The organism is Rhizorhabdus sp. P4_G6, from assembly GCF_056401045.1.
The window spans coordinates 67,869-93,734 of sequence record NZ_JBFUKC010000003.1 but is presented as its reverse complement, the minus strand read 5'-3'; the positions used below and the strand labels follow the sequence as shown (position 1 = coordinate 93,734).

At 66.4% G+C, this 25,866-nt stretch carries 29 protein-coding genes, 1 tRNA gene and 1 pseudogene; 9 read left to right on the top strand and 22 right to left on the bottom strand.

Annotated elements, in window-relative coordinates; all coding sequences use genetic code 11:
- Positions 1-47 precede the first annotated feature (47 nt).
- Complete coding sequence (locus AC1DPF_RS04595) at positions 48-998, bottom strand: isopenicillin N synthase family dioxygenase (RefSeq protein ID WP_477959942.1); 951 nt, start codon at positions 996-998, stop codon at positions 48-50.
- Between the two features lie 302 nt (positions 999-1,300).
- On the opposite strand from AC1DPF_RS04595, the gene AC1DPF_RS04590 reads away from it, so the two are divergent.
- Entirely contained in the window at positions 1,301-2,785 is a 1,485-nt protein-coding gene (locus tag AC1DPF_RS04590; RefSeq protein WP_477871218.1) for an ATP-binding protein, read from the top strand.
- A gap of 132 nt (positions 2,786-2,917) precedes the next feature.
- On the opposite strand, the gene AC1DPF_RS04585 is transcribed toward AC1DPF_RS04590, so the two are convergent.
- Positions 2,918-4,054 carry a Gfo/Idh/MocA family protein gene (locus AC1DPF_RS04585; RefSeq protein WP_477959940.1) on the bottom strand — a complete coding sequence of 379 codons (1,137 nt, stop codon included), beginning with the start codon at positions 4,052-4,054 and terminating at the stop codon, positions 2,918-2,920.
- A 211-nt stretch (positions 4,055-4,265) separates the two neighbouring features.
- On the opposite strand from AC1DPF_RS04585, the gene AC1DPF_RS04580 reads away from it, so the two are divergent.
- Entirely contained in the window at positions 4,266-4,712 is a 447-nt protein-coding gene (locus AC1DPF_RS04580; RefSeq protein WP_477871222.1) for a cupin domain-containing protein, read from the top strand.
- A 563-nt stretch (positions 4,713-5,275) separates the two neighbouring features.
- On the opposite strand, the gene AC1DPF_RS04575 is transcribed toward AC1DPF_RS04580, so the two are convergent.
- From AC1DPF_RS04575 to AC1DPF_RS04550, 6 genes are all read right to left on the bottom strand, one after another.
- Entirely contained in the window at positions 5,276-6,103 is an 828-nt protein-coding gene (locus AC1DPF_RS04575; RefSeq protein ID WP_477871224.1) for an NAD(P)-dependent oxidoreductase, read from the bottom strand.
- A gap of 5 nt (positions 6,104-6,108) precedes the next feature.
- A complete protein-coding gene (locus AC1DPF_RS04570) occupies positions 6,109-6,501 on the bottom strand; it encodes a carboxymuconolactone decarboxylase family protein (protein ID WP_477871226.1) in 393 nt (130 codons plus the stop codon).
- Positions 6,502-6,726: 225 nt separating this feature from the next.
- Positions 6,727-8,322, bottom strand: a complete 1,596-nt coding sequence (locus AC1DPF_RS04565; RefSeq protein ID WP_477959938.1) for a PEP-utilizing enzyme — start codon at positions 8,320-8,322, stop codon at positions 6,727-6,729.
- 30 nt (positions 8,323-8,352) lie between these two features.
- A complete protein-coding gene (locus AC1DPF_RS04560; RefSeq protein ID WP_477959936.1) occupies positions 8,353-9,321 on the bottom strand; it encodes a DUF7065 domain-containing protein in 969 nt (322 codons plus the stop codon).
- Positions 9,318-10,844 carry a pyruvate, phosphate dikinase gene (locus AC1DPF_RS04555; RefSeq protein ID WP_477959934.1) on the bottom strand — a complete coding sequence of 509 codons (1,527 nt, stop codon included), beginning with the start codon at positions 10,842-10,844 and terminating at the stop codon, positions 9,318-9,320. Before AC1DPF_RS04555 ends, AC1DPF_RS04560 begins: the two co-directional genes overlap by 4 nt.
- Positions 10,844-11,467: a hypothetical protein gene (locus AC1DPF_RS04550; RefSeq protein WP_477959932.1), complete on the bottom strand. Its 624-nt coding sequence runs from the start codon at positions 11,465-11,467 to the stop codon at positions 10,844-10,846. The genes AC1DPF_RS04555 and AC1DPF_RS04550 overlap by 1 nt, the downstream gene beginning before the upstream one ends.
- A gap of 161 nt (positions 11,468-11,628) precedes the next feature.
- On the opposite strand from AC1DPF_RS04550, the gene AC1DPF_RS04545 reads away from it, so the two are divergent.
- Positions 11,629-12,252: a TetR/AcrR family transcriptional regulator gene (locus AC1DPF_RS04545; protein WP_477871236.1), complete on the top strand. Its 624-nt coding sequence runs from the start codon at positions 11,629-11,631 to the stop codon at positions 12,250-12,252.
- Between the two features lie 43 nt (positions 12,253-12,295).
- On the opposite strand, the gene AC1DPF_RS04540 is transcribed toward AC1DPF_RS04545, so the two are convergent.
- The 4 genes and pseudogenes from AC1DPF_RS04540 to AC1DPF_RS04525 form a co-directional block, all read right to left on the bottom strand.
- Entirely contained in the window at positions 12,296-14,719 is a 2,424-nt protein-coding gene (locus AC1DPF_RS04540; RefSeq protein WP_477959930.1) for a membrane-bound PQQ-dependent dehydrogenase, glucose/quinate/shikimate family, read from the bottom strand.
- Positions 14,720-14,878: 159 nt separating this feature from the next.
- Positions 14,879-15,237 (bottom strand): annotated as a pseudogene (locus AC1DPF_RS04535) (DUF932 domain-containing protein); the annotation flags it as partial.
- Positions 15,238-15,263: 26 nt separating this feature from the next.
- Positions 15,264-16,010 (bottom strand): alpha/beta fold hydrolase, encoded by a 747-nt coding sequence (locus AC1DPF_RS04530; RefSeq protein ID WP_477959928.1) that lies wholly within the window; start codon positions 16,008-16,010, stop codon positions 15,264-15,266.
- Positions 16,011-16,052: 42 nt separating this feature from the next.
- Complete coding sequence (locus tag AC1DPF_RS04525) at positions 16,053-16,904, bottom strand: TauD/TfdA dioxygenase family protein (protein WP_477959926.1); 852 nt, start codon at positions 16,902-16,904, stop codon at positions 16,053-16,055.
- Positions 16,905-17,054: 150 nt separating this feature from the next.
- Here AC1DPF_RS04525 and AC1DPF_RS04520 point away from each other — a divergent pair, with 150 nt between their 5' ends.
- Positions 17,055-17,639, top strand: coding sequence for a TetR/AcrR family transcriptional regulator (locus tag AC1DPF_RS04520; RefSeq protein WP_477871244.1), 585 nt, complete (start codon positions 17,055-17,057; stop codon positions 17,637-17,639).
- Between the two features lie 391 nt (positions 17,640-18,030).
- Here the strand turns inward: AC1DPF_RS04520 and AC1DPF_RS04515 are convergent.
- A tRNA-Gly gene (locus AC1DPF_RS04515) sits at positions 18,031-18,105 on the bottom strand.
- 175 nt (positions 18,106-18,280) lie between these two features.
- Here AC1DPF_RS04515 and AC1DPF_RS04510 point away from each other — a divergent pair.
- The 3 genes from AC1DPF_RS04510 to AC1DPF_RS04500 are packed head-to-tail and all read left to right on the top strand — an operon-like array spanning position 18,281 to position 19,976.
- Complete coding sequence (locus AC1DPF_RS04510; protein ID WP_477960174.1) at positions 18,281-19,177, top strand: tetratricopeptide repeat protein; 897 nt, start codon at positions 18,281-18,283, stop codon at positions 19,175-19,177.
- A 2-nt stretch (positions 19,178-19,179) separates the two neighbouring features.
- Positions 19,180-19,806, top strand: a complete 627-nt coding sequence (locus AC1DPF_RS04505; RefSeq protein ID WP_477959925.1) for an LON peptidase substrate-binding domain-containing protein — start codon at positions 19,180-19,182, stop codon at positions 19,804-19,806.
- Positions 19,803-19,976 (top strand): Trm112 family protein, encoded by a 174-nt coding sequence (locus tag AC1DPF_RS04500; RefSeq protein ID WP_477871248.1) that lies wholly within the window; start codon positions 19,803-19,805, stop codon positions 19,974-19,976. The genes AC1DPF_RS04505 and AC1DPF_RS04500 overlap by 4 nt, the downstream gene beginning before the upstream one ends.
- A gap of 30 nt (positions 19,977-20,006) precedes the next feature.
- On the opposite strand, the gene AC1DPF_RS04495 is transcribed toward AC1DPF_RS04500, so the two are convergent.
- The 4 genes from AC1DPF_RS04495 to AC1DPF_RS04480 all read right to left on the bottom strand — a co-directional run bounded on the left by AC1DPF_RS04495 (position 20,007) and on the right by AC1DPF_RS04480 (position 22,950).
- Positions 20,007-21,227, bottom strand: coding sequence for a UbiH/UbiF/VisC/COQ6 family ubiquinone biosynthesis hydroxylase (locus AC1DPF_RS04495; protein WP_477871250.1), 1,221 nt, complete (start codon positions 21,225-21,227; stop codon positions 20,007-20,009).
- 148 nt (positions 21,228-21,375) lie between these two features.
- Positions 21,376-21,561, bottom strand: coding sequence for a hypothetical protein (locus AC1DPF_RS04490; RefSeq protein ID WP_477871252.1), 186 nt, complete (start codon positions 21,559-21,561; stop codon positions 21,376-21,378).
- A gap of 84 nt (positions 21,562-21,645) precedes the next feature.
- The gene (locus AC1DPF_RS04485) at positions 21,646-22,170 is read right to left on the bottom strand and encodes a hypothetical protein (RefSeq protein WP_477871254.1); all 525 of its coding nucleotides are present in this window, start codon (positions 22,168-22,170) and stop codon (positions 21,646-21,648) included.
- 258 nt (positions 22,171-22,428) lie between these two features.
- On the bottom strand, positions 22,429-22,950 hold the full coding sequence (locus AC1DPF_RS04480) for a hypothetical protein (RefSeq protein ID WP_477871256.1): 522 nt from the start codon (positions 22,948-22,950) through the stop codon (positions 22,429-22,431).
- A gap of 132 nt (positions 22,951-23,082) precedes the next feature.
- Between AC1DPF_RS04480 and AC1DPF_RS04475 the strand changes: the two genes are divergently transcribed.
- A complete protein-coding gene (locus AC1DPF_RS04475; protein ID WP_477871258.1) occupies positions 23,083-23,385 on the top strand; it encodes a hypothetical protein in 303 nt (100 codons plus the stop codon).
- 36 nt (positions 23,386-23,421) lie between these two features.
- On the opposite strand, the gene AC1DPF_RS04470 is transcribed toward AC1DPF_RS04475, so the two are convergent.
- From AC1DPF_RS04470 to AC1DPF_RS04450, 5 genes are all read right to left on the bottom strand, one after another.
- On the bottom strand, positions 23,422-23,607 hold the full coding sequence (locus AC1DPF_RS04470) for a DUF465 domain-containing protein (protein ID WP_477871260.1): 186 nt from the start codon (positions 23,605-23,607) through the stop codon (positions 23,422-23,424).
- A gap of 12 nt (positions 23,608-23,619) precedes the next feature.
- The gene (locus tag AC1DPF_RS04465) at positions 23,620-23,823 is read right to left on the bottom strand and encodes a hypothetical protein (protein ID WP_477959923.1); all 204 of its coding nucleotides are present in this window, start codon (positions 23,821-23,823) and stop codon (positions 23,620-23,622) included.
- Between the two features lie 119 nt (positions 23,824-23,942).
- Positions 23,943-25,028: an ATP-dependent DNA ligase gene (locus AC1DPF_RS04460; protein WP_477959921.1), complete on the bottom strand. Its 1,086-nt coding sequence runs from the start codon at positions 25,026-25,028 to the stop codon at positions 23,943-23,945.
- Between the two features lie 103 nt (positions 25,029-25,131).
- Positions 25,132-25,416: a hypothetical protein gene (locus AC1DPF_RS04455; RefSeq protein ID WP_477871266.1), complete on the bottom strand. Its 285-nt coding sequence runs from the start codon at positions 25,414-25,416 to the stop codon at positions 25,132-25,134.
- Positions 25,417-25,577: 161 nt separating this feature from the next.
- On the bottom strand, positions 25,578-25,703 hold the full coding sequence (locus AC1DPF_RS04450; RefSeq protein WP_477960172.1) for a hypothetical protein: 126 nt from the start codon (positions 25,701-25,703) through the stop codon (positions 25,578-25,580).
- On the opposite strand from AC1DPF_RS04450, the gene AC1DPF_RS04445 reads away from it, so the two are divergent.
- Positions 25,662-25,853 (top strand): hypothetical protein, encoded by a 192-nt coding sequence (locus AC1DPF_RS04445; protein ID WP_477871432.1) that lies wholly within the window; start codon positions 25,662-25,664, stop codon positions 25,851-25,853. The two genes, AC1DPF_RS04450 and AC1DPF_RS04445, sit on opposite strands and share 42 nt — an antisense overlap.
- Positions 25,854-25,866 lie beyond the last annotated feature (13 nt).

Here is a 25,866-nt window from a genome sequence, read left to right as displayed (position 1 = left end):
ATCAGGCTAGCGCAACAGCTGACACGAGTGAAAGCCCATCTTCTTCGTCACATCAGCTTGATCTCGCGCAAGCGCTGCAACAGGAACTCGTTTGCCGTGATCGGTTCCGGAAACTGGTCCGGCCGGTCCGGCGTGATCGTCTGCGGCAGCGTCTCGATCAGGTAGTCCGGCCGGAAATGCAGGAAGAACGGCATCGAATAGCGTGCGACGCCGCGTCGTTCGGGCGGCGGGTTCATCACCCTGTGGCTGGTCGAAGGCAGCCGCCCGTTAGTCAGCCGCTGGAGCATGTCGCCGATGTTCACCACCAGCTCGCCTGGCGCGATGTCCACAGACAGCCAGCGGCCATCCCTGTCGAGGAGCTGCAGCCCACCCTCCTCCGCGCCGAGCAGCAGCGTGATCGCATTGATATCCTCATGCGCGCCGGCGCGGATGCCGGACGCGTTGGCGCCGATCGGCGGATAGTGGAGCAGGCGCAGCACCGAATTGCCGTCCTCGACCTTGTCGTCGAAGAAGCCGGGCGCGAGGCCAAGGTAGCGCGCGATCGCCGACAGGATGCGCAGCCCCGCCCTGTCGAAGACGCCGAACAGCGCCAGATAGGTGTCGCGGAACGCCTCCAGCTCGTTCGGCCAGATATTGGCGGGCATGACCTCCTCGAAGCGGTGGCCGGGCGGCAGTTCGCGACCGATATGCCAGAACTCCTTCAGATCGGGATGGGTGGCGTCCCTGGCAGTCTCGACCTTGAACGGCGTATAGCCGCGCGCGCCGCCCTGCCCCGGAATATGGTAGCTGCGTTTCACCTCCTCCGGCAGCGCGAAGAACAGCTTGGCCGTCTCCTCGGCGCGAGCGATCAGCTCTGCAGGAATGCCGTGATCGGCCACGACCGCGAAACCGAATCGCTCGAAAGACCGGCCGATCGCCTGAGCGAAGGCGCCGGGATCAGTGTCCGCGGTGGCCAGGGACAGGCTGGGAATAGCGGGCAGTTCTGCGGCATCGGTCATGGGCGAGGATATAGGACTCCCGCCAGACCGGCGGAAGCGGGCCGTTGGACAGATGCCCAACTCTCTTCGTCACCCGGCGGAGGCCGGAATCTCAGGAGAGGCGCGCAGCCTAAACTCCGTCCCTGACGACCGGGACCCCGGCCTTCAGCCTTTGGCTGAAGTTCATCCTCCGCGCCTGCCTTGCAGGCAGTCGAAGGGCCGGGGTGACGGAAAGAAGCCGGGCCGCTCCTCATAGCCCGAGTCATCCACAGTTTTCTCGGTCAGCCCCTTGAACCGTGCCACCGATCCGCCAAGACGGCAGCGTGACCGCACGAATCGACATCGGCACCAGCAGCCCCGGACAATCGGTATTTTTCGACGTCGAGGAGCTGCTCGCCACCCGCCTGCTCGTCCAGGGCAATTCGGGGTCTGGAAAGTCGCATCTGCTGCGCCGGCTGCTCGAGGAATCGGCCGATGTCGTCCAGCAGGTGGTGATCGACCCGGAGGGCGACTTCGTGACCCTGGCCGATCGTTTCGGTCATGTTGCGATCCAGGCCGGGGACCATAGCGAAATCGAAATCGCCCGCCTCGCCGCCCGGATCCGCGAGCATCGCGTGTCGGTTGTGCTGGCGCTCGACGAACTCGAGATCGAGGCGCAGATGCGCTGCGCCGCGACCTTCCTGGCGGCGCTGTTCGATGCTCCGCGCGATCATTGGTATCCGGCGCTGGTGGTGGTCGACGAGGCGCAGCTGTTTGCGCCCGCAGTCGCCGGCGAGGTATCGGACGAGGCCCGCCGCGCCTCGCTGGGAGCGATGACGAACCTCATGTGCCGCGGCCGCAAGCGCGGGCTTGCCGGGGTGATCGCCACCCAGCGGCTTGCCAAGCTCGCCAAGAATGTCGCCGCCGAAGCGTCGAACTTCATGATGGGGCGGACCTTCCTGGACATCGACATGGCCCGCGCCGCCGACCTGCTGGGCATGGAGCGCCGCCAGGCCGAGCAGATCCGCGACCTGCCGCGCGGGCAGTTCCTTGCCCTGGGCCCCGCCGTGTCCCGCCGGCCCGTTGCGGTGACCGTCGGGGCGGTCGCCACCTCGGCGCGCAGCGGCAGTCCCAAGCTGGTGCCGCTCCCGACCGCCGCGGCCGGCCGAGAGGAGCTGCAGGGCCTGCTGTTCGCGCCCGGCGACGATCGGCCCGCCCCTCCTCCGCCCGCGCCCCGGACACCCGCACCGACCAGCGACGATCTGCTCCGCGCGATCAGCCGCGGCGGTCCTACGCTGACGCCGACAGCGGCGCCGGTGAACACGCCGGCGCTGGCCGACGAGGAACGCGAGGCGGTGATCGACGAGGTGCTGCGCGAGATCGTCGACGATCCGGACGCGACCTACCGCGCGCCCGTGATCCTGTTCCAGGATTTCGGCGTGCGCTGCCGGATGCATCGGCTGGCCGACAGCGGGCTCGATCTGGCCGGCTTCCGCCGCCGGCTGGCGATGGCGCGCGCGGGGCTGTTCGGTGAACTGGACGAAGGCTGGCTCGACGCCATGGCGCTCGGCGCATCATTGCCCGACGATATGCTCGCGCCGTTCCTGCTGGTGGCCCGCGCCGCCCGCGACGCGCTCGAAGCGCCCAGCGATGCAGCGCTTGCGCAGGTCTATGGCACCCATTCGCAAGGGCGGGTCCGCCGACTGATCGCCTATATGGAGGAGCAGGGCATCTTCGTGCTGCGCACCGACCTGTCGGGCAAGCGCTCGATCACGATCCCCCGACTGGGCTGGACGACGGCAGCGGCACTGCCCGAAGCCGCGGAGTAGCTGCGCGCCGCCGTCAGCTGCCGACGGACGCCATCGGCGCCTGCCGCGCGCTGTTCGAACGGGTGGAAGGACCGATGGCTTCAGCCCCTCGCCATGATCCTACCGGCGTCAGCCGGCCAGTCATTCAGTCGGTCAGACCGTCGATCCAGCCTGCCCGACCGCAATCTGGCGCCCCTCGTCCGACGCGCGCTCCATGGCGGCGATCACCCGATGCGTCCGCACGGCATCGTCGAAGTCCGGCGCGGTTCGGGTTCCGTGCTGCAGGTCGGCGGCGATCATCGCATAGAGGCAGCCGACGTTGCGCGGGATCGGGTGCTCGGGCAGCGTGAGTCCAGCCGGCATAAGCGGCTCGATCCGCTCGGGCGTACCGCCATCGCGCAGCAGCGTCACCGCAAGCCCGGTCATCTGGAGATTGCCCATCTCGCCGGTTACGGTGATCGCGCCCTCGGTGCCGCTGATCTCCCAGACGAACCCGTTCGCCCGGCTCGGCCCCGGTCGGTAATGAAGCGAGACCAGCGCGCCGCTGTCGAGCCGTCCCTGGAGCAGCACCTCGTCGGGCGCGTCCCTCGTCATGGTCTCGCCGGTCTCCGCAACCCGCACGCTCGTCTGCCGGGTCGCCAGGATTGCCGAGACCGTGGCGAAGTCCCCCAGTACCGAGCGCAGCGCCGCCAGCGCGTGCCCGACCGGGATGGTCAGCATGTTCGCTCCGTTCCGCCGATCGAGCATATAGGCATAGATCTGTGCGATCTCGTCGGACGCGACACCCCCGCCATAGGCGGTGATGCTCGTCGAGCGGACCGCGCCGATCCGCCCCTCGGCGATGATCTGCCGCACCCGCGCGATCTCCGGTGCGGCCACCGCCTGGGTGCCGATGACCGCGAGCACTCCCCGCTCTCGCGCCTGTTTGGCGAGCGCCTCGGCCTCCGCCAGCCCGTTGCCGAGCGGCCATTCGCACAGCACGTGCTTGCCCGCCGCAATCGCCTTGCTGACGATGTCGAAATGATACGGGACCTTGACCGTCACGGCCACCATGTCCACCGCGTCCGACGCGACCATCTCGTCCACGCTGGCGAAGGCGCGGGGGATGCCGCAATCGCGGGCCGCGGCCTCTGCGCTGGCGAGAGTGGTGTTGGCGACCGCCGCGATCTCGAACTCATGCTCCAGCGCGCGCAGCGCCGAAATGTGCGCCACCGCCGCCCAGCTCCGCCCCGGCTGCACCCCTACGAAACCGATCCGAAGCCGCCGTCCGTCCGTCATCGCTGCTTTCATCCCACGACCTGCCGTCAGCCAGGGGCCTTCGGCACGAACCGCGCCATGCCGGTCCTTCCGGCAAGTTGATACCACCCGGGCGATCGCATTGCACCCGCACGAGGCTCCTGGCCTCGTCCGAGCGGACGGGGCGAGTGACCGCGCGAGCGCGAATATAGGCTCGCCGCAAGGCCAATGCCGCGATGCCGGCGCAAACGCAGAGGATCGTCAAATGAGCGCTGGCTATCGCCGGGTCGTCACCGGACTGGACGAGCAGGGACGCTCGAGCGTCATCTTCGACGACCGCCTCTCCGCCCCGGACGGCGGAACAGTCATCGCCTGGAGTACCGCGCTGCCGGTCAGCAACGAGGGCACTACCGACACGGGCAACGTTCCGCCCAGCATGGATCTGCTGCGCGGCGGAACAGGATTCTCGATCGCCAGGATGGAGCCCGGCTCGAGCTTTCCGATGCATGCCTCGAACACGATCGACTACATGTTCTTTCTCAGCGGCCGCATCACCCTGATCCTCGAGACGGGCGAGGTAGAGCTGGGAGCGGGCGATCTGGTAGTCGATCGCGGGATCCTCCACGGCTGGCGCGTCGAAGGGGCCGAGCCGGTGACCTTCGTCTGCGTGAACGTCGGCGCGGAACCTGTCGGCGCGGGCGCAACGATCTGACCTGCCTGCCTCGTCCGGCAAGCGCAGTGGGCCCAGACTCGATCCCGTTCAGATTGAACCGGATCGAGTCTAGATTTTGTCCGTTTTCCGTGATTTCCGAGCCGGCAGATGATCCCATCTGCCTCGAAATCTAGAGCGTCCCGCCTTTAATATGAACCGCTCATCCTGAGTAGGGGCTGAGCTTGCCGAAGCCCCGTATCGAAGGACGTCCTTCGATACGCCATTTCGACTTCGCTCAATGCCTACTCAGGATGAGCGGGAAGTGCTTCAGATTAAGAGCACGCGGCTCTAGCCAAGCGAGGCCGGTTTCCTACGATGCCAATCCGTTGCTTGCTGGAACGCGTGCACCACAGGTAGCCGCACCTCGTCTTCCATTCTCCGGCCGACGACCTGTATGCCGATCGGCATGCCCTGTGCGGTCTTGCCGGCGGGGGAAGGTCAGGCTCGGCTCCCCGGTCAGGTTGAATGCGCCCTGATAGCGGGCCTGTTCGACATAGGCGTCGCTCATGTTTCCGCCGCCCGCCATGGCCCCGCAACCGGTCACGCCTTTTCCTCATTACGCTCTAATCGGCGAAAATCCCCGGCAGCAGCCGAAGCACCGCTTCGATCCCTTCGCCGGCCCAGCCCACCTCGCGCGCCAGTTCGGCGGCATGGCCCAGGTCCTTGGCAGCCAGCGCCCGGGCATGGACCCGCGTGGTCAGCCCGGCCCCGGCACGCCCGGCCAGATAGGCGGCAACCAGTTCGTTCATGTTGCCGTTTCCGATCAACACGCGGCGCAGCGCCTCGGCATCAATGCCCGCCGCCTCGGCCAGCCCCAGCCCCTCGCTGGCGGCCATTGCGAAGCCATAGCTGATCACGTTGTTGCAGATCTTGAGGATGATCCCCGTGCCCAGCGGCCCGGCATGGATCACGTCGCAGGAAAACGTCGCGGCCAGCACCCGCGCCCGTGCGAACGCGTCGGCGCTGCCGCCGATCATCGTCACCAGCCGGCCCTCGGCGGCGCGCACCGCCCCACCGGTCACCCCGGCATCGAGCAGCGCCACTCCGCGCTCCGCGGCCACCGCATGCAGCCGACGGATCGTGTCGAGCCCCACCGTGCTGTGGACAAGGATGCACCCGCCCGCCGCCATGCCGGCAAGCAGGCCCTCCGGTCCGGCCACCACCGCCTCGACCTCGGCATCATCGCGGACGCACACGCCGACGATCCGCGCCCGCCGGCCGAGCTCGGCACTGCTCCCAGCCAGCTCGGCATGGCCGGCCAGCGCCGTCATCGCTGCCGGCACGGCGTCGAATATGATCGCCCCCGGCGCCTGGCTGGCCATCCGTCGCGCCATCGGCCCGCCGATGTTGCCGAGGCCCACGAAGCCCAGGGTCTCGCCCGCGGCGGCCATCCGGTTCAGTCGGTCACGCCAGCCGCGCGAATCGAGTCTTCGGCAACGCCGGGCAGGTCGCTGCCCAGCGGATGGCCGACATAGTGGACCAGCAGCAGCGGGATTTCACGCGCCTGCGCGGCAGTGAACTCGCCATTGCGCAGCGCCGAGGTCAGATGGATGCCGAATTTCTCCTGCTTGCCCACTGCGGCCAGCACGCCCAGCACCAGCAACCGCTTGTCGCGCATCGAGAGCTCCGGCAGCGTCCAGATCTCCGCGAACAGCTGGCTCATCGTCATCCACTGATAGTCGCTCCAGCCGGCGATGCCGCCGATATCGATGCCGCTCAGCACCTGCCGCGCCATCGCCCGTCCGGCTTCGGCGCGCGCGGTGAGGGAATCGTGGTCATTGATCGACATGGAGCTGTCTCCCGATGGTGGTTGTTGGCGCGGCGTTGGGCGGGCGCCGGCGCACTAAAGCGCTTCCGGCAGCGGCGCGCAACATTGATTCGGCTCGGAAATGCAGGCGGGAAACAGAACCGGCTTCCGGACGAGCCTGTTGCCGATCCCGTCGCGCCGCTGCCCAGCTATAGCAGGGCGACGAGTCCCCGCTCGCCGTCCAGGCGCACCATGGCTCCGTTGGCGTCAGCGCGTGTCGGCCTCGGCGAGGACGCGGACCTCGCCCGTGCCGCCGTCGACCCGCACGATCATCCCGTCGCGCAGCTGGCGGGTACCGTCGCGGGTGTTGATCGCGCAGGGAATACCGAGTTCGCGCGCGATGATCGCGCCGTGGCTCATCGGGCCGCCGATGTCGATCACCAGCGCCCCGGCCATCACGAAAAACGGCCCCCAGCTGGGATCAGTGGTGCTGGTGACGAGGATCTCGCCCGGTTCCATCTCCTCGGCGGCGATATGGTCGATGACCACCCGGACCGGGCCCTCCGCGATCCCGGCGGATACGCCAATGCCGCGCACGATTTCGACCGAGCCCATCCGTGTCTCCGACGCGATCGGCTCGGGGTTGCCGGTCCACGAGCCGGGAATGTCCAGCTGCGCATAACGGGCGTGAATCGCCTTGCGCTCGTCCACCACATCGCGGAAATCGCGCGGCGGACCGTCGATGCATTCGTCGACTGTGAGGAAAAACACGTCGTCCGCGGCATCGATGCAGCCCAGACGCTGCAGGTCGCGGCCCCGCGCGCGGGCCGCCGCCCGGCCCACGTCGATGGCGACGCGGTAGGACGCCTTGCCCAGTTCTCGGACCCGCATCGCCCGGGACAGGTCCGCGAAATGCGCGCGCGCTTCCTCGCGCCGGCCTTCCGGGAGCGCTGCGATGATCCGGGCCTCGGCCTCGCGGCGCTGCGCCACCCGCATATGTTCGCTGGCCAGCGGCGAGGCGGATTCGTCCATCTTGCGGTAGTTCTCGACGAGCGCCCGGATCGCCCCGGGACTCTCGCGCCAGGAGGCGGTCGAGATGTCGTCCCCGGAGGTCTCCTGGAAGCCGAGTTCGGCCAGGTAGTCTTCCAGTGTCCGCTGCCCGCGGCTGACCGCCCACAGGCCCGCCATCGCGCGGGTGTCGAAGGTATCGCCGATCCCGGTCGTCAGGCTCGAGGCGAGCTCGGGCAGGCCGGCATCCTGCGCGAGCGCGGTCGCGCGGGAAAAATGCTGCTGACTCAGCGAGGAATTCGCCGAATGATTGGTCTGGACCCGCACGTAGCGCGCAAACGCATCGCGGTACGTGGCGACCGGATCCTTGCCTTCCACCAGCCCTTGCGGCCCGACAAGCTCGCGCCAGAAGACCATGATCTCGTCGAACTCGCGAACGACGATGTCGGCGACGCCGTGGCAATAGGCCAGGAACTTCTCCCGGTCGTAGAAGCGCTCCCCCTCCAACTGCGGCGACGCGTCGAAATCCTCGGAAAACAGGTCCCGGGCATGATCGGCGCTGTGATCGCCCGGCATGAGCTTCACGTCGGTGCTCATCGCATCCATGTTGATCGCGCAGCGGCCGAAGAAGAGCCGGATGTATCCGGTATCACGCGAGCCCGGGAGCGGCTCGCCCGGCGCGATCAGCCCGAAGTTCTCGAAAATCGGCCGCCAGGAGAGGTTGGCCCCTTCCCCGAAGAACGCCCAGCTCAATGGCTTGGCGACGTTCGGAAAGGATTCGGAGACGTTGACGCGCGACCAGCGCACCCCCGGCTCGCTGATGGCATGGATTTCGTTGGCGGGTTCGAACTGCATGGCGGTTCCAGTCGGCTGTTTCCGGGACGGTCAGGCGGCCGGCGCGCGGGCCGCGGACTGCCAGCGGTTCAGGTCGTCATCCCCGAACAGCCGCCCTCGCTCGACGATGCCGAAACCGGTTCCGCCATCGGGCAGATCCATGCGGACCATCGCGACGTTCGACAGGTAGCGCTCGGGCACCAGCGGCAGCATCAGGTTCCAGATGGTCGTCGCGACATAGCGGCGGCCGTCGACCGTATAGGCGATCTTGCGATAGGCATTGTCCCAGTCCTCGCCCTCGAGCACCTCGTAGTGCGGGGTCGGCCCGCGTCGCCCGACGCCGTCCTCGACGGTATAAGAAAAGCCGGTCTGCCGGTCGCCGTGATCCATCAGCAGCCCGTCGTAATAGGTCCGCATGTCCGCGGAGACGAACGCCATGTAGCGCACGCACTTCATCTGCATGAAGTTTCGCGGCCCCCAGCTGTGATCCCGATAGGCGAGCGCATCGACCCGGGCCTCGGCATCGCCGATCCGGATGGTTCCGGTAAAGCGCCCGCCCTGGTCATAGTGCGCCCCGCCCGGTGCACTGGTCGATTCGTCGTGGATCACCCCCCAGTGGACGGACGGGATCGTCGCGCTCCATTCGAGGTCGATCGAGAACGCCAGCGGCGCGGCGCGGCTCGCCGGGAGGCCCATCACCCCACCGACCGCCTCGATCGGCCAGCCCTGCCCCTGACCCGTGATGGTCCAGAGCCGGTCCGGCTCCCAGCACGCCAGCTGGAACTCCGGGTAGGCCAGCGTTCCGTTGATCGGGTGGACCACGCCATAGCTGCAGGATTGCCCGCCGATCTTCGCGCCGAACCGGAATTCGACGATGTCCTCGTTCGGCCGGTGCTTGACGTGGATGAGAAACCCGGCGTCGGCGGCCTCGTCGAAGCCGAAGAAGCACATGTTCTCCATCCAGTTTTTCTGCGGGTCGCATTCCTGAAGGTGCAGTCCCTCATCTGCCGCGTCGATCATGCGTTCTCCTTTGAACGCGGCGCCAGCCGCGAATGCGCATCGCTGAGCAGCGCGATGGGATCTCCACCCGATCGCCCGGCAATCTCGCCCGCCCAGCCGATCAGCCGTTCGGCGCAGCGCGGCAATGCGGCCGCGGTTGCGGTGACCTGGCCGCGGAATATGTGCCCGCTCGTTCCGTCAATGGTCAGCTCGTCGCCCTCGCAAAGAATCTGGCCAGCGATGCGGACCGTCGCGCCGTCGAACGACAAGGCGGTCGTGCCGACCACGGCCGGCTTGCACCATTCGCGCGCGACGATGGCGGCGTGGCTGACCAGGCCGCCCGTGGCGGTCAATATCCCTTCCGCCGCGTCCATTCCCGGAATGTCGTCGGGCGAGGTTTCGGGCCGCACGAGGATGACGGCTACGCCCTGGTCAGCCGCATCGAGCGCGGCGTTGACGCTGAAGCAAGCCTTGCCCGATGCGACACCCGGGGATGCGCCCAGCCCCGTAGCCAAGGGTTCGGCTACGGTTGACGCGTCGCGTTCGGCGAGCAGCGCCGCAATGGTCTCCGGCGCGATCCGCGCTACCGCATCACGCCGGGAGAAGCTCATGGCCGGATCGTCGGCCAGATCGGTTGCTATGCGCACCGCCGCGAGCGGACTGCGCTTGCCGCGGCGATACTGCAGTGCCCAGAGCACCCCGGCTTCCACCGTGAACTCGATGTCGCACATGTCCTGAACATGCCCCTCCAGGGTGGCGGCGACCCGACGGAGATCCGCCCAGAGATCGGGGCGCGCTGCGGCGAGGACGCTGAGCGGCTCGGTCTGGTGTCCACCGGCAACGACATCCTCGCCCTGCGCATCCTGAAGCCAGTCCCCCATCGGCTCCGGTTCGCCTGTCGAGGGGTGGCGCGTGAACAGGACGCCCGTTCCGGAAAAGCCGGGCGCGGTGCCGAACACCATCGCCTGCACCGTGACCGCGGTGCCCAGATCGTCCGATATCGCGGCACGCGTGCGATAGGTGCGCGCGCGCGCGCTATCCCACGATGAGAAGACTGCGGCGATTGCGCCGCGCAGTTGATCGAACGGATCGGGCGGCAAGGAGGCGCCGACGATCTCGGCATAGGTGGTGCGCAAGCGATCGTAAGCGCGCGATGCGCGATCCGGCGACACCATGTCTGCCAGCCCCGCCACAGACGCGTCGTCGAGACCAAGGTTCAGTATCGTGTCCATCATGCCCGGCATCGACGCCGCAGCACCGGAGCGAACGCTGACGACCAGCGGGCGCTCGCGCCCACCGAATGTGCGACCGAGCTCCCTCCCCAACTCGCCAAGCTGCTCGGCGAGCTCTTCGTCGAGGAAGGCGATCGATCCCGATGACCGCCACCTGGCGAATGCCTCTGTCGTGATGACGAACGCGGGGGGCACGCCGATGCCCAGACGCCGCATCTCGAACAGGCCTGCCCCCTTGCCGCCCAGCAGCGCGCGGGCAACGGCAGTATCCGCGGGGATCGCGTCGCCCATGCCGAAGACGTAGCGCCCCATCAATCTCCCCGCCCGGCGGCGGCCTCGGCGGCGCGGGTCCTGCCGGTGAGGCCGATCAGGTCCTCGTGCAGTTCAAACCAGACCGTGTGGTAGCTGTCGATCATCGGCCGCGCCATCATGGCCTTGTCCCCCGCACGGAGAGCCGCGAGCGCATCGGCAAAGCGCGGGGCACAGCCCGCCAGCCGCGGCGCAACCGCCACGATCGCGTCGAGCAGCGGCGTCAGCTCTTGATGGATCGTGCCGAGGCGCTCGACCAGCGCGTCGTCATAGGCGTCATCGCCGTGGTCGTTGGGCACCTCGCCATCGGCAGTCTGACGCACCTGCCAGTCGCGCATCAGCGCCTTGAACGCGGCGTTCAACGTGCAGAAGCGCTCGTAGAGCGCATCAATCGCCGGTCCATCGACCGCGCCGGCTTCCGCCGCAATGCCTTCAGCCACTCCGGCGCGGCCTTGTGGCGTCAGCGCAAAGCCCCGCGGCAGCTCTCGCACGTCGCCTGCGGCCAAGGCAGCGTCGATGCGCGCCCGGCTGTCGCCAGTGCGCAGCGCATCGTGCACCGCTTGCTCGCCTGCCAAACCCTTGAGCGAAAGCACCCTCAAGAGCCCAAGGTCGGTCACCGCCATCATCCGCTCCACCGCGCTCTGCATCTAAAAAGTGCAGTAACTGCATTTATCTCTACACCGTTCCGTGCCATCCGCCAAACGGAATTGCATGGGGACGGACGGCGTGTGCTAGTCGTGCCGCGCGCGGACCTGGTCCGCGTCGAAAATAGGCGATTTCGAGAGGAATGATGGACGCGAAGGGCGCGGGCCTCAGGGCACGCAAGAACCAGGCGAGACGCAGGCGGATTGCCGAGGAGAGCCTGCGACTCTACGTCGGCCAAGGCTACGAGAACACGACCCTGGCGGCCATCGCGGCGGCTTCCGGGATTTCGCCGCGCACGCTCTACCTGCATTTCCGGACGAAGGAGGACACCCTCAAATATTGGCAGGAAGGCTTCGTCAACGATCTGCCGGGGATCATGAGCAGCGAGGCGGCAGACCAGGGGCCATTGCAGGCGGCGCGAAACAGTCTGCTTCGGCTCAGCGCAGAACAGGACCTGCGCCAGGCCGCAACGGTGGATGCCCTGCTCGAATCCAATGTCACGCTCGCCGCACACAAGCAGGCGATGTTCCTCAGGCTGGAGCAGACGATGTTCGGCTGCCTGTGTCGGATGTGGCCGGCGATTTTGAACGAAGAACTGAAGACGACCGCCATGGTCGCAGTGGGCGCGTTGCGCCTCGCCATGCAGACCTGGCGTGATGAGGGGGCCCGGCTCCCCATCTACGGCTACCTGATAGTGGAATTCGCTCGATTGGAAACGATATTGCAGGCAACAGATGCGGGAGCGGGCCGCACCCCATGCGGATGAGCGGCGATAGCGCTCAGACGGAGGCGGGACTTCCGCCGCTGCGCTAAGGCCGCGGCAGCGCGAAGGCGACGATGTAGTTGCCCGGCTTGGTCCCGTAATAGGCGTGCCCGCCCGCCGCGATGACGATGAACTGTCGCCGCGAACGGGGCGACCAGAAGGTCATCGGCGTCGCCTGGCCGCCCGCTGGCAGGCGGGCCTTCCAGCGCAGCGTGCCGTCGCGCACGTCGATCGCGCGGATCGCGCGTTCCTGGGTTGCGGCGATGAAGGCCAGGCCTCCGCGCGTCACGATCGATCCGCCGACGTTCGGCACGCCCATCGTGATCGGCAGCATCGAGGCGAGGCCACGGGGGCCGCTGTCCTGCGCGGTGCCCAGCGGACGCGACCAGACGACCCTGCGGGTCCGCAGATCGACCGCGGAGATCAGGCCGAAGGGCGGTTCGTTGCACGGAGCTCCGAGCGGTGACAGGAAGGGTGTGGCCGTCACCGCGAACGGGGTGCCCATCTGCGGCACGGCGCCTGCCGATTCGCCGCGCAGGCTGGCCTTGCTGAGCCCCATCGCGTCGGCCTGCCGGCGCGGAATGAGCCGATTGACGTTGCCAATGCGATTGGAGTTCACGATCATCAGATCGCGATCGCGATCGACCGACACGCCGCCCCAGTCGATGCCGCCCATGAAGCCGGGTTCGGTGAGCGACGGATCGAGGCCCGGCAGATTCATCCGGCCTTCGTAGCGCAGTTTGCGAAACTGGATGCGGCACCACAGCTGATCGAGCGGAGTGAGCCCCCACATGTCGCGCTCGCGCCACAGCGCGCCGCTGAAGGAGGGCATGCCCAGAGAGAACGGCTGGGTCTTCGAGGGACGCTCGCCGGGGGCCGCGCCGCTCTGCGACACCGGTTTCTCTTCGACCGGGGCGAGCGGACGCCCGGTGGCCCGGTCGAGCAGGAAAATCTCGCCGCGCTTGGTGGGCTGGAGCAGCGCATGTTCGACGCCATTGGCACGGCGTATGTCGACCAGGGTCGGCTGGGCGGCGACGTCGTAGTCCCACAGGTCGTGGTGCACCGTCTGGAAGGACCAGCGCACCTCCCCGCTGTCGACGTCGAGCGCGATCACCGAGCTGGAGTAGGCATCGTCGAAGGGACGCCGCTGCGCGCCGTAATAATCAGGCGTGGCGTTGCCGGTCGGCACATAGACGAGGCCGAGCGCCGGATCGGCGCTCATCGGGGCCCAGCTGTTGGGCGTCGCCTCGGTATAGTGCTGCCCGGCCTGCGGCTCGCCGTGCTCGTGCGGGCGTCCCATGTCGAAGGCCCAGGCCAGCTTGCCGGTCACCGCGTCGAACGCCCGGATGACGCCGGACGGCTCGCCCCAGTACTGGCCGTCGGTTACGGCGCCGCCCAGGATGATCTTGCCGCGCACGATCGTGGGCGCCGAGGTCACCGCATAGTAGCCCCGCTTCACCGCGCCCATTCCCGCCGTGAGATCGGCCGCGCCACCGACGCCGAACCCCCCGCAGGGCCGGCCGGTCAGCGCATCCAGCGCGATCAGCCGCGCGTCGCTGGTGTTGGTGAAGATGCGCTTGGCGCAAGGGCCAGCGGCATTCGGCACCGCATAATAGGCGACCCCGCGGCAGACCATGTGCGAGCTGATCGCGCGATCGACGCCGGCTTCGTATCGCCAGCGCAGACGGCCGGTCTCCGGATCGACGGCGAGGACATCGTTCGCGCCGGTGCACAGATACAGCGTATCGTCGACCATCAGCGGCGTCGTCTGCAGCCAAGCCACCACCTTGGCAGGGCGCGTGCCGGCTTCGATCGTCCAGGCGACCTGCAGATCCTTCACATTGCCGGCGTTGATCTGGGCCAGCTCGCTGAAGCGGCTGCCCGCCGGGTCGTTTCCGTAGTTGTGCCACTCTCCGGCAGGCGCGGCGTTCGCGATCTGCGCCGCCGGCAGCGGCGGCGGCGTGGCGACGGGGCCGCCTGTCTGATAGAGCGGATCGGGCAGCTCGCCCGGCCCGATCGCGTGCATCATGGCGCCGAGCAACGCGGCGACGGCAAGCGCTGCCGCACAGCGCAGGGCGGTGCGGAACGCCGGGCGGCGCTCTGCCGACGGCCCCCGTGAAACCCCGGGCAGCAGGAACCCGAGCCCGAGTACCGCCGGAGCGAATAGCCGGGCGGCGAGCGCCCAGCCATCGAAGCCCGCCTCCCATATCGCCCAGGGGACCGTGACGACCAGCAGCGCGGCGTAGAGGAGCGCGCCGCGGCGGTCGCCTCGCCAGGTCAGCACGCCCGAGGCCAGCGTCGCCAGGCCGGCCAGGGCATAATAGGGCGAGCCGCCGAGAAAGAGCAGATAGGCGCCGCCCAGGCAAAGCGGCAGGGCCACGACCATGAGGCACGCGGCGAAAATCCGGCGAACGATCGGACGGGCGACGCCACGCGATACTGCTGTCGGTGCCACTGCCGCCATAGCCATACCCCCCTGCAGCCCATCGTGCGAGCCTTTGGCGACCCCTCTCATGGATGGTGCAAACGCGCAAGCACCGGCGGGGCAGGTGCAAAGCTGGCATGCATGAACCCAAGCTCCTCGCGCAGCCCGTGTAAATAGCGGAACCAAATTGATTTTTCACGCCTTGCGAGCGACGATGCGTTCGCGCGCCGCTTTGATCCCTGAATGAACGGGGCCGGCGACGATGATGCGACATTCTCCAGCGCTGGCGCCGCCTCATGCGCGAAGCGGTTGGCGGCGAACTTGCTGTGCCTGATGCTGATTTCCTCGAAGCGGTCCGCGCCCCAGATGTTGCGGTTCATGCACACCGCCCGGAGATGCAAGGAGGCCATGCCGAGTGTCTTCGAGCCCACCTCGCTGTTCCGGGCGTAGAAACCGCGGAAGAAGAGATCGGGGTCGCCGTTTGGGCGGCGCCCGGCCTCGATCGGGTGGAGGTCGTCGACGAGGAACAGGAAGACGTCGCGATCGCTCGCATAGAGCGTCGATGCGCAGCAAATCGTCCCTGCCCCTATTATCCGGGTTGTCCTTCGGCAGCCGCGAGGTCGTGCAACATGGCAGTCAATTCGTCAGGCGCCGAGTAGAATGGCGAATGATCCGTCTCGAGCACATAGGTGTCGCAAGGCTGACGGCTCACCATGTATCGCTGCAGCTCAGGCAGGACGGACTGATCTCTCTCGCAGTATATGTAGTTGCGAGGAACCGTTCCATACCGTGACTCGGAAAGATTGACCGGAGCAGCCCGCATGCTTGTCGGTTCGGGCGTTAGACGCGTGAATGCAGCTTCGGCCTGATCTGGAGGCGTCATGCCGTAGAAGGCCGCGAGCGCCGCCTCGCGTCCGTGCAGGATCATCGTGTTGCCGTCCCCAGATACGCTTATCGCCGCCGCGATGCCCGAGCCATGGCCGCTCTCCGGGCGCTCGAAAATATCGCCCATTGATTCACCCGGTATCGGCATCATCGCGGCCAGATAGACGAGCCGTCGCACCGCGCCCGGTGCGATCTCTGCAGCCCGGCTAACGACGATACCGCCGCGACTGTGCCCCACCAGGATCGCCGGCTCATCCCGAGCACTGGCCATGCCCGCGATGAACATCCCCCATTCGTCGAGCGTGGCGACGTGACCCGAGGCGGCATCGGCTCCCATGCCAGGCAAATCCGGCGCGTTCACCTCGTGGCCGAGAGCTTGCAGCCGGGGCACGATCTCTTCCCAGCACCAGCCGCCGTGCCAAGCGCCATGAACGAGAATGAAACGCGCCATACCGATCTCCTGATTGCCGAATCGACGTGCAGTGCTGCCGCCTCAGGCCGCCTGTTGACAGAGGTCCGGTAGCCCCTTGGTGCTGATCCGATACAGCAGGCGACGCTTCCCATCCTCGTCAGAATATTCGATCGGGGTCGCACTGTGCAGCACCTGGAAATTGTCCCACAGAAAGACGTCGCCGGCCTCGATCTTGTAGCTGGTGACAAACTCCGGACGAGTAATGTGGCGGCGAAGCTTGTCGATGAGCTCGCGTCCTTCCTCGCGTTCCAGGCCGACCGCACCGAAGGCCGTGCCGGAGGTGAAGATCGCCTTCGTGCCCGTCACCGGATGGCGCAGCACGAGCGGGTGCTGCTGAACGCCCTGCATGGCGATCTGGTCGGCGACAATAGGGATCTTCTCGCCCGGCAGTTCGGGTGATCCGCCAAGGCAATGCTGAGCGGTCAGCCCGTCGATACGCTGCCTGGTCTCTTCGTCCAAAGCGTCATAGGCAAAGCGCGCGCTGGCGATCAATGTCTCGCCGCCAACCTCGGGCGCTTCAACGCCGTACAGCATCGTGACGCTCGCCGGCTCCTTTTCGTAAGTGCTGTCGGCATGCCAATGCATTGCGCCGTCGCGGTAGCGCGCGGGCGTCGACGCGGCGTTGTTAACGCGGATCAGCTCAGGATGTTCGTTCTGGGTATGCGACTTGATCATGAAAGACAGCGGGCGGCCCCATTTGTAGCCGAAGCGTACATAGTCTTCATCAGTAAGGCGCTGGTTCCGAATGACGAGAATTTGGTTCTCATGCAGCAAGCCGATCAGCGAGCGAATGGTCGTATCCGACATATCGCAGCTAAGATCGATACCTTCGACCGCGACGCCGAACGGCCCAGGAAGCTGCTTGATCTCCATATCCCTCTCCCTCGATTGCGTCCTGTGGATAAGGGGCGTGGAGATTAAATCAAAGGATTTAATTGAATCAGCGCGCTTGTGATGGAATGAAGGGTTATGAACGAAAAAAGAGGTAGCGCCGCACGCCGATCCCTGTGTCTTGCCGCGGAGGTGCTGGTCGCCGAACATGGGCTCGAGGCGGTCACGCTTCGCCGGGTCGCGCAAATTGCCGGCCAGCGCAACGTGGCGGCGGTCACCTATCATTTCGGTACCATCCAACAGCTCCTGCGCGCCACGGTCGAGATGCGCTTACAAGAAGCTGAAGCTATCCGGGGCCAAGCGATCGACAAATGCTCCAACCCGGATGGAATCGACGCCTTCATCGCCTGGCTTTGGGTAACAAGGCCCGCCCTCGATGCGGCGGACGAACTGGCACCCTATGCGCATGTCCGTTTCCTGCTGCACATGCGGCTGGCAGGCTTGCTTAGCGATCCGTTCGACTCCTCCGTCGACCGCTCCGGCACGCCCGCGCTGGAATTCTGGCTGGAGTGCATCCGGATCAGCTTGTCTCATCTGCCTCCGCACATCGCCCAGGCACGCGTGGGGCTATGTGGGCTTATGTTCTGGAACGCGATCGCGATACATATGGACAGCCTGCCGGGTCATCCGAAAAGCGATTCGTTAAAGGAAATACTGCTCGACGTTGAGGCATCTGTTCGGCTCATCCTCGACAGGCCTCATGAAGCTGCCGCATAAGCGGAGTGAGAGTAAGGGCCGTGATAGCGGACGCTGCTCTGTCGAGCCTGGCATTTAACGCCCTCCATGCCGTGAATGCTTTTGGCCACCGGAAATTGATCGGGGTCGCCTGATCCTAAGATCTTTTGGGCCGATTTTTCGGGGGCGGCCTGCGAGTTTCTGCACAGCCTGGGGGGCGGAGCCGCCCGCAGAAAGGGTCTGCCGCGACATTGGCGCGGCGGCAGGGGAATGCTTTCCCCTCCCGTTCTTGCAGATTTCGGTGTGATGTGTGCCAAACCGAGGCCGACGCGCCCCAACCTATCCGTGGTGGTGAGGTGGTGGCTGGCACCAATCAACAAACACTTAGCGGCTGTGGGTAACAGCATAAGTGGTTGATATGTAATGAAGAAACTGGAGCGGGCGAAGGGATTCGAACCCTCGACCCCAACCTTGGCAAGGTTGTGCTCTACCCCTGAGCTACGCCCGCTCTGGCGCCGTCCGCAGGGCCTGCCTGCGGTCGAGGCGCGGCTATTAGCGTGGGGGTGTTTCCTCCGCAAGCCTGATTCGCATAAAATATCGGGGACTTGGCATCGGGCGGCAGCCTCCCACATAAGGGGGCAGACCAAAGGCCTGCAGGAGAATCATTGGTGGCGACGTTGGGGATGAGCGCGGCGGAACGGGAAGCGATCGAAGCGTTCAAGCGGGACGTGGTCGAACCGTCGATGACCTCGCTGGTAATCCTTGATTTCTGGGCCGAATGGTGCGGGCCGTGCAAGGCGCTCGCACCGATGCTCGACAAGGTGGCGCAGGATTATGCCGACAAGGGCGTAATCCTCGTCAAGATCAACGTCGACGAGCAGAAGATGATCGCGGCGCAGTTTCGCGTCCAGTCGATCCCGACCGTCTATGCGCTGTTCCAGGGGCAGCTTGTCGCCGACCTGACGCCGGCGCGCACCGAGAGCCAGCTCACCCAGATGCTCGACCAGATATTGCGCCAGGTGCCGGTCCAGGGCGCGGCCGGCAGGCTGCAAGAGGATATCGCGCCGCTCATCGCGATGGGCGAGGAGGTGCTCGAGGCTGGCGATGTTGAGCGCGCGCTGTCGGTGTTCAACCAGTTGATCGAGATGGCACCGGAGGATTCCGGCGTGATTTCAGGCCTTGCTCGCACGATGGTCAAGGCCGGCGATCTCGACGAGGCCGATGCGCTGCTTGCGACGGTGCCGGCCGACAAGACCAAGGACGCGCCGATCGCACGCGCCCTGGCCGCCGTGGCGCTCGCCCGCGAGGCGCAGCCGGTCGACGATCTCGGCCCGCTGCGAGCGCGGGTCGCAGCCGATCCGGACGACCACGAGGCCCGTTTCGACCTGGCGGGCGGGCTGATGGCGGCCAACGATCGCGATGGCGCCGCGGATCAGCTGCTCGAAATCATAGCCCGGGATCGCGACTGGAACGAGGGTGCCGCACGCGCCCGACTGCTCAAGCTGATGGAGGTGGTTGGCCTCGAGGATGGATGGGTGCGCGACCAGCGCCGCCGGCTCTCGGCTATCCTGTTCACCTGATCATGGCGCAGCTGGTGGGGCAACGCCTGTCGATCTTTCCGCTGGCAGGCGCCCTGCTGTTTCCACGCAGCCAGTTGCCGCTCCATATCTTCGAACCCCGCTATCGGGCGCTGGTGTCCGACGCGCTGGCGCGCGACCGGCGCATCGCGATGATCCAGCCGCGCGGACCGGGCGAGCCCCCACCATTGTTCGATGTGGGCTGCATCGGCCATATCCGCGAGGTTGAACGGCTCGACGACGGCCGTTTCAACTTGGTGCTCGACGGAATCAGCCGCTTCCGCGTGCTGCGCGAACTCGAAGTCTCGACTCCGTTTCGGCAAGTCGAGGCCGACCTTTCGGGTTTTGCCGATGCCGGGGCTCCCGACCCATTGCCCAGCATCGTCCGTGCCGAAATCGAGCGAGAGGCGCGGCGCTTCGCCGACAGCCGCGGGGTCGCGGTCGACTGGACCGCGGTCAGCCGGCTCGATGACGAGACACTGGTCAACGCCATCGCGGCGATCGCGCCATTCGACGCGGCGGCCAAGCAGGCGCTGCTCGAATCCGCAACCCTTGCCGACCGTGCCGATCTGCTCGCTCAGTTCCTCGGCTTCTTCCGTCGCGGGGACGACGAACCCGCGACGCTCCAATGACCCTCGATCCGGAACTGCTCGCTGTGCTGGTATGTCCGGTGACCCGGACGCCGCTACGCTATGACGAAGCGGCGGGTGAGCTGGTGTCCGAAGCAGCGGGTCTGGCCTTCCCGGTGCGCGAGGGCGTGCCGGTCATGCTGGTCGAAGAGGCTCGGAAGATTCGGAAATAGACCTTCCCTCCCCGCAAAGACGCGCAATCCCTAGATCGCCAGTCCCTGCAGCAACCTTGGCAACGCGCCGGTCTCGCCGCGCGCCTCGGACATGAACCGCCCCTTCAATGGCCCCAGGCGCTGCACCGCGCCCAGGCCGATCCGCCGCACCGTCCTTGCCGTGCGTCCGGGAATGCCGAACAGCCGGGTCAGGCCGTCGGTCGAGGCGGCGACCATGAAGCTGTCGAGGCTGCGCCAGCGCTGATAGCGCGCGAGCAGCTGGGCGTCGCCCGGATCGAGGCCAAGGCGCATGCCCTCGACCAGAACTTCGGTCAGAGCCGCGACATCGCGATAGCCGAGATTGACGCCCTGCCCGGCGATCGGGTGGATCCCGTGCGCAGCGTCGCCGACCAGCGCAAAGCGCGTGTCGGTAATCCGCGCGGCATGATGGAAGCCGAGTGGAAAGGAGCTGCGTGGAGAGATCATCCTCACCTGCCCCAATATGCCGCCCATCCGCTTTTCGGCCTCGGCCTGATAGGCGCGGTCGGGCAGGCCGAGCATCGCGGGTGCCTGCTTCTTGTCGACGGTCCACACCAGCGCCGAACGGTGCTCGCCCTCCTGCCCGTCGATCAGCGGCAGGATCGCAAACGGCCCGGCCGGGTAGAATATCTCATGGGCGACCCCGCCATGCGGTTTTTCGTGCGCGATCGACGCGATCATCGCGACATGCTCGTAGCTCCAGCGGGCGACGCTGATCCCGGCCGCTTCCCTGCTGGGCGACTGGCGGCCCTCGGCACCGATGAGCAGCGAACCGGTGACGACCTGCCCATCGGCGAGCGTCACGCGAACCCCGTCGAGATCGCGCTGGACGTCGACAGGGCGCGATGGCCGCAACAATGTCAGACCCTCGGTCGCTCGCGCGGCGCTATCGAGCGCACGCCGCAGGTCGCGATTCTCGAACATATGGCCCAACGCGCCGTCGTCGGCCGATGGTTCGAACATCAACGCCTCGGGACTCAGCCCGTCCTGCACCTTGATCGACTGGATCGGACAGCCCTTGCCTTCCAGCAGGGCGCCCACGCCGATCGCCTGCAGCATCCGCCAGGGTGCGCTCGCGACAGCCGAGGCACGGCCGTCGAAACCGGCGTCGAGCGTCCGGTCGGGATCGGCCGGATCGATGACGGCCGCGCTGATCTGGTGACGGGCGAGCGCGATGCCGAGCGTAAGGCCGACCAGCCCACCGCCGAGGATGATGACGTCTTGGCGTTCCATTTGGCCGTCTTAGAGCCTGATCGTTTGAGGTGGAAGCGCTATGCGCTTCCCACCGAAAGCGTGAATCAGGCTCTCGTCGATGGTTTGGACCTTGATCACGCGGGCGCTACGCCCAAGCTATGCTCTTCGGTATCAGGACCACGGCGTCCTATTCGTGCGGTCTCAGCATCTCGTTGAGTTTTTCGACAACTTCCGCCATCGGTTCGGTGACCGTGACGCTGCGGCCTTCGCCGAAGCGGATGCGGGTTCCCTCGGTCACCGAGGATATGAAGGTGATCTGCGACGCATTGACCGCGGTTTCGACCCTGTCGGTACCGACGAACATGACGAGCATTGGCTTCCTCTCCCTCTGCTGAGCGATGACGATAGCGTGCTGGCCAGCCGCGGCCAGCAAATAATCGATGCCGACGCTTAAGCCTCAGCTCAGCGGTGTCCGGCATCGACGGGCGGTGTGCAGCCCGCGCAGAAATCCCCGCCTGGCGTAGCCCGCGTCGATGGCGCTGTTCAGCCGGCGCTGCGCCGGTGCGGCACCGGTTATCTCCCGCACCAGGCCGCGAAATGGGATAAGCGAGTTGACCACCGTCTGCCCGCCTGCTTCGGCAAGCTTGCCGGCGCGGTTTTCCTTCTTGGCCGGCCCTGCGGCGAAATCGGGGCCGAGCGCTTCGCTGAGCTCGGCGAAAGCGGCGGAGATCTGTCGGCACGTCTTGATGCCGTTGAGGCTGTAGGGGTCCTCGCGCGCCGCGAGCAGGACCGGAGGGAAATTGGTGCGCACCACGCCGACATCCTTCACCGGTTGGGACGCGATCCGCCCGGCGCTGTCCCGAACCGACCTCATCCGTTCGCCTTCCGCGGGCTTCGTCTGGTTGCCGTCGACGATCGCGCCAGGCTGCGCCGCTCCCAGCGTCAGCACGGCAGGCAGGATCAAAAGGCCAATCTTCTTCATGCTTCCCTCTTCGCAACCAGGACCATCGCCGATATCATCAACTATTCCCGCCGCGTAGCGCCAAGCGGGCGCCTGCACGCGCCGAGACGTATAAACGCGCCATCATGGATTAGCGCTGCATCGGCGGTACCATCTATCTATGGAGCTGCCAGTTACCCCCCCAGATATCTGGTATGCCCATGATGTCGCCAGGTCGCTTCTCCCCCGTAGCGGCCTGGCGATTGGCTGTTGAGGCGGCGAATTCGTGCCGATGAAGGCTCATCCGCTGCGCCATGAGGCCATCGCCTTGTAATATTCGCTGCGTTTTTCGTCGAGGATGCAGGCAAGCCGTTCTGCCTCGCGCTCATGCCTGCGCTCCAGATTCCGGCGGCGGCGCGCCAAGTCTGCTTCCTCCCGGGCAAGCTGCTCCATGGTTTCGTCGCGAGCGGCCTTCGCCTTTTCCAGCGCCTGTTCGGCGCGATCCAGTTCTGCGCGGCTCGGGCGCGGGAGGACGGGTGTCGCGGCAGGGGTGGGCCGGGCTCTGCGGCGTGGCCGGCTCGTTTCCGTGAGTGCGGCGAGATGTTCACCGACCGAGCCGCGCACCTTCTTTATCACCTCGCCGGGCTTCGCCAGCGGTTCCGCGGTCAGGGCGGCGTCGCTGACCTGTTCGGCCGCGCCGGTCGCGAACAGATTATGGTCGCTGCCCCAGGCTGCGAGCGCCGCCTTCTGGCTGGGCGCGGCCACATAGGCGTCGTGGAAGCCGATCGTCGTCCTGAAGACCTTGAGCTTCTTTGCTGCCATCACCAGCTCCGCCGCTTCTCGCCCTGTGCCTGTAGCCCGAACGGCTCAGCTCTGGGGTGGAACGCACCGGGCCATGCTAAGTTTACACGGCATGCCTCGTCGTCCGCGCGACGGATGCGCGGAGAGAAGATCATGGTTGACGATGTCAGCGATCCCGAGTGGACCCAGGCCGATCTGGAATTGGTGCAGCAGCTCGACACCGCCGGCGCGCCGGTGTCGGAGATCGCCCGTCGTCTCGGACGTCGCGAGCAGGCGATCCAGGATCACCTGCCGATCGTGAGGGCTCGGCACGGCACGCCGCCGATACCGCGCGGCAGCGATGACGACGAGCAGGCCTGGTTCGGCCCCGACGAGGAAGGCGATGTTCCGCCGCCGTCGGAAGGGCAGCAGGACCAGATCGCCGCCTGGGTCCACGATGATCCCGATCGCCAATGATGCGCATGCCGGGGCGGGGCGACCCGCCCCGGCGCTTCAGGCGCTGGCAAGCGCCCGGCTGTCGTGCTGCCACGCGGCGATCTGGTCCTTCACCGCCAGCTTCATCTTCTTGAGGCGCGCGAGTTCGATTTGGCTGGGCTGGAGCTTGCGGGCTTCGTTCGCGACAAGCTGCTCCAGTCGCGCATGTTCCCGCTCGAGATAGGTGAGGAACTTGTTCGACATGATTTCCTCCTCTCAGCTATCGAGTGACTTCAGCGCGTCGAGGACGTCGTCCACCGGAACGGGACGGCCGAGTCCCGCCGGGCGCMGCAAGGCCGGCTTTCCGGATATCGCTGCGGCATCCGAAGCCCAGGATGCGAGGATGGCGCGCTTGACCTCAGGTTCGAGGCTGGGATGTTCGGCGACATCGAGGGGATGGCGAAAATGGGAGAGGGACATGGATCTGCCTCCTTTCTTCCTGTCACTCCTTCCAAAATGGCGAAACCGCCGATTCGATATTTTGGTGATTGCATCTAAATCGTCAAGTGGTTCCAAAGGCTGGAAAATGTAGCTCTGCTTTATCGCAGTCGGGCCGGTGAAGGCGCGATGACATCGGCGAGCTCGCTGGGGCGCAGCTCGCGAACCAACTGGCTGCGATCGCACTGCGCGGGATTCTTGTCCGGGCGCCAGCGGAGGAAGCGCGTGCCGTGGCGGAAGCGGCCGTCGGTGATCTGATCGTAGATCACTTCCGCTACCAGTTCGGGGTGGAGCGGAATCCATGGCTTCTCCTTGCCGGCGTTCCACCGGCTGGGGCCGCCGGGCCGGTCGCCGGTGAAGCCGGGCCCGCCGCGATGCTGCTCGACGACGGCGCTCAACTGCCGGCGATCCTCCGCGGCGAATGCCGAAGTGAAGCCGACATGATCGAGCCGTCCTGCTTCGTCGTAAAGCCCGAGGAGCAGCGACGCGACCTCCCTGTTGTCGGTTTCGCGATAGCCGCCGACCACACAGTCGGCGGTGCGTAGCTGCTTGACCTTCACCATCGCGCGTTCACCGGCGCGATAGGGCTCGGCGAGGGGCTTTGCGATGACGCCATCGAGTGCGCCGCCGCTGTCGTCGAGCCAGCGCTGCGCGATGCCGGCGTCCGTCGTCGCCGGAGACAGCAGCAGGTCGGGCCGGTCGAGATCAGCGAATAGCGCTACCAACGCCGCGCGCCGTCGGCGCAATGGCGCTCCGTCGAGCCGGTTGCCGCGCGACGACAGGCAATCGAAGATAATGAATTGGGCAGGGGCTTCGCGCACCAGGCGTGCGACGCGGCTGGCCGCCGGATGGAGGCGCGCCTGCAGCGCTCCGAAGGAGAGATGATCGCCGACCGGGATCACCAGTTCGCCATCCAGGACGAACTCGCATTCGGCCACGGCTTCGAGTGTGGCGACGATGTCCGGGAAATAGCGGTCGAGCGGCTTGCCGGACTTCGATGTCAGCGAGACAGGCCCGCCACGCCGTACCGCGATCGCGCGAAAACCGTCCCATTTGGGCTCATATTGCCAGCCTGCTCCCACGGGAAGCGTATCGGCGAGACGCGCCTCCATCGGCTGGATCGGCGGATCGCCAGCAGGCGGTCGGGCGGCGTCGGCCGTCGCGCGCGACCTTGCCGGCGTGTCCATGTTCTATTCTCCGCTTGATGAAACGGCTCAACCGCATCAGCGACGAGGTCGTTCCTATCGTTGCGGCGTCGACGAAGACTTTCCCGCGAGGTGGCAAATCAGATTATTCCGCGTCCAGATCCAGTGCGGAGACGATGATGTGGGTCCTGTGATCGACGCGCGAGCGCTCGGAACAGCGCGCCTCGAGCAGCCGCTCGACTGCGCGCACGATCCGGTCATAACCCTGGTCGATGACACGCTGCGTGTCGGCGCTGCTGCCCTGCGGGCACAGCTTCATCGTGGCGCTGGTATCCAGCTCGACGAGTATCCGCTCGCTGCCCGCTTGCCCGCAGAGCACCGGCTTGGAAATGTCGAGACTGCGGTGCTCCAATATCACCCGATCGATCATAGCGTGCAGATTAGTCCAGCGGCAACGGGTGCCCCTAAGCAGGGTTAATCATCTGAACGGCTTACCGCAGCAGGAGGTCGGCTCGTCGTCGCGCGCCGCCTCCTCGCAGAAATCTTGTTCGGACTATCGGGCGCCGCCACATGGATATGACGGGCTCGATCTCATGCCCCTCCGCCGGCGATACGGCGCGAAGCGGGCCCCTTGGCGAGAAGCTCTGGCCGGACGCTGCGGGTGGAAGGCGAAAGATGCCGGGCGACGAAGATCGCCGATGGAAGGTCACCACGCAGGCTGGCACACAGGCGCTGCAGAGCCTCGATCCCGCCGGCGGACAAGCAATTACGATGATGTCCTTGGTAGACAGGACAATCTCCTTCCCCTCGATAACGATGCAAACGACTTTGGGGGTTCGCAGTGGATTAATTTTTGGCGTCTTTTGACGTGCTCTTGCGT

Excerpts from the sequence above, each read along its gene's own strand:
- AC1DPF_RS04470 (WP_477871260.1), bottom strand. The coding sequence starts at position 23,607 with ATGTCGAACAAGTTCCTCACCTATCTCGAGCGGGAACATGCGCGACTG.
- AC1DPF_RS04510 (WP_477960174.1), top strand. The coding sequence starts at position 18,281 with ATGAGCGCGGCGGAACGGGAAGCGATCGAAGCGTTCAAGCGGGACGTG.
- AC1DPF_RS04505 (WP_477959925.1), top strand. The coding sequence starts at position 19,180 with ATGGCGCAGCTGGTGGGGCAACGCCTGTCGATCTTTCCGCTGGCAGGC.
- AC1DPF_RS04455 (WP_477871266.1), bottom strand. The coding sequence starts at position 25,416 with ATGATCGATCGGGTGATATTGGAGCACCGCAGTCTCGACATTTCCAAG.
- AC1DPF_RS04540 (WP_477959930.1), bottom strand. The coding sequence starts at position 14,719 with ATGGCTATGGCGGCAGTGGCACCGACAGCAGTATCGCGTGGCGTCGCC.
- AC1DPF_RS04480 (WP_477871256.1), bottom strand. The coding sequence starts at position 22,950 with ATGGCAGCAAAGAAGCTCAAGGTCTTCAGGACGACGATCGGCTTCCAC.
- AC1DPF_RS04570 (WP_477871226.1), bottom strand. The coding sequence starts at position 6,501 with ATGTCGATCAATGACCACGATTCCCTCACCGCGCGCGCCGAAGCCGGA.
- AC1DPF_RS04530 (WP_477959928.1), bottom strand. The coding sequence starts at position 16,010 with ATGGCGCGTTTCATTCTCGTTCATGGCGCTTGGCACGGCGGCTGGTGC.
- AC1DPF_RS04560 (WP_477959936.1), bottom strand. The coding sequence starts at position 9,321 with ATGATCGACGCGGCAGATGAGGGACTGCACCTTCAGGAATGCGACCCG.
- AC1DPF_RS04595 (WP_477959942.1), bottom strand. The coding sequence starts at position 998 with ATGACCGATGCCGCAGAACTGCCCGCTATTCCCAGCCTGTCCCTGGCC.
- AC1DPF_RS04555 (WP_477959934.1), bottom strand. The coding sequence starts at position 10,844 with ATGGGGCGCTACGTCTTCGGCATGGGCGACGCGATCCCCGCGGATACT.
- AC1DPF_RS04565 (WP_477959938.1), bottom strand. The coding sequence starts at position 8,322 with ATGCAGTTCGAACCCGCCAACGAAATCCATGCCATCAGCGAGCCGGGG.
- AC1DPF_RS04490 (WP_477871252.1), bottom strand. The coding sequence starts at position 21,561 with ATGCTCGTCATGTTCGTCGGTACCGACAGGGTCGAAACCGCGGTCAAT.
- AC1DPF_RS04500 (WP_477871248.1), top strand. The coding sequence starts at position 19,803 with ATGACCCTCGATCCGGAACTGCTCGCTGTGCTGGTATGTCCGGTGACC.
- AC1DPF_RS04460 (WP_477959921.1), bottom strand. The coding sequence starts at position 25,028 with ATGGACACGCCGGCAAGGTCGCGCGCGACGGCCGACGCCGCCCGACCG.
- AC1DPF_RS04475 (WP_477871258.1), top strand. The coding sequence starts at position 23,083 with ATGGTTGACGATGTCAGCGATCCCGAGTGGACCCAGGCCGATCTGGAA.
- AC1DPF_RS04550 (WP_477959932.1), bottom strand. The coding sequence starts at position 11,467 with ATGATGGCGGTGACCGACCTTGGGCTCTTGAGGGTGCTTTCGCTCAAG.
- AC1DPF_RS04545 (WP_477871236.1), top strand. The coding sequence starts at position 11,629 with ATGATGGACGCGAAGGGCGCGGGCCTCAGGGCACGCAAGAACCAGGCG.
- AC1DPF_RS04585 (WP_477959940.1), bottom strand. The coding sequence starts at position 4,054 with ATGAAAGCAGCGATGACGGACGGACGGCGGCTTCGGATCGGTTTCGTA.
- AC1DPF_RS04580 (WP_477871222.1), top strand. The coding sequence starts at position 4,266 with ATGAGCGCTGGCTATCGCCGGGTCGTCACCGGACTGGACGAGCAGGGA.
- AC1DPF_RS04525 (WP_477959926.1), bottom strand. The coding sequence starts at position 16,904 with ATGGAGATCAAGCAGCTTCCTGGGCCGTTCGGCGTCGCGGTCGAAGGT.
- AC1DPF_RS04495 (WP_477871250.1), bottom strand. The coding sequence starts at position 21,227 with ATGGAACGCCAAGACGTCATCATCCTCGGCGGTGGGCTGGTCGGCCTT.
- AC1DPF_RS04445 (WP_477871432.1), top strand. The coding sequence starts at position 25,662 with ATGCCGGGCGACGAAGATCGCCGATGGAAGGTCACCACGCAGGCTGGC.
- AC1DPF_RS04575 (WP_477871224.1), bottom strand. The coding sequence starts at position 6,103 with ATGGCCGCCGCGGGCGAGACCCTGGGCTTCGTGGGCCTCGGCAACATC.
- AC1DPF_RS04485 (WP_477871254.1), bottom strand. The coding sequence starts at position 22,170 with ATGAAGAAGATTGGCCTTTTGATCCTGCCTGCCGTGCTGACGCTGGGA.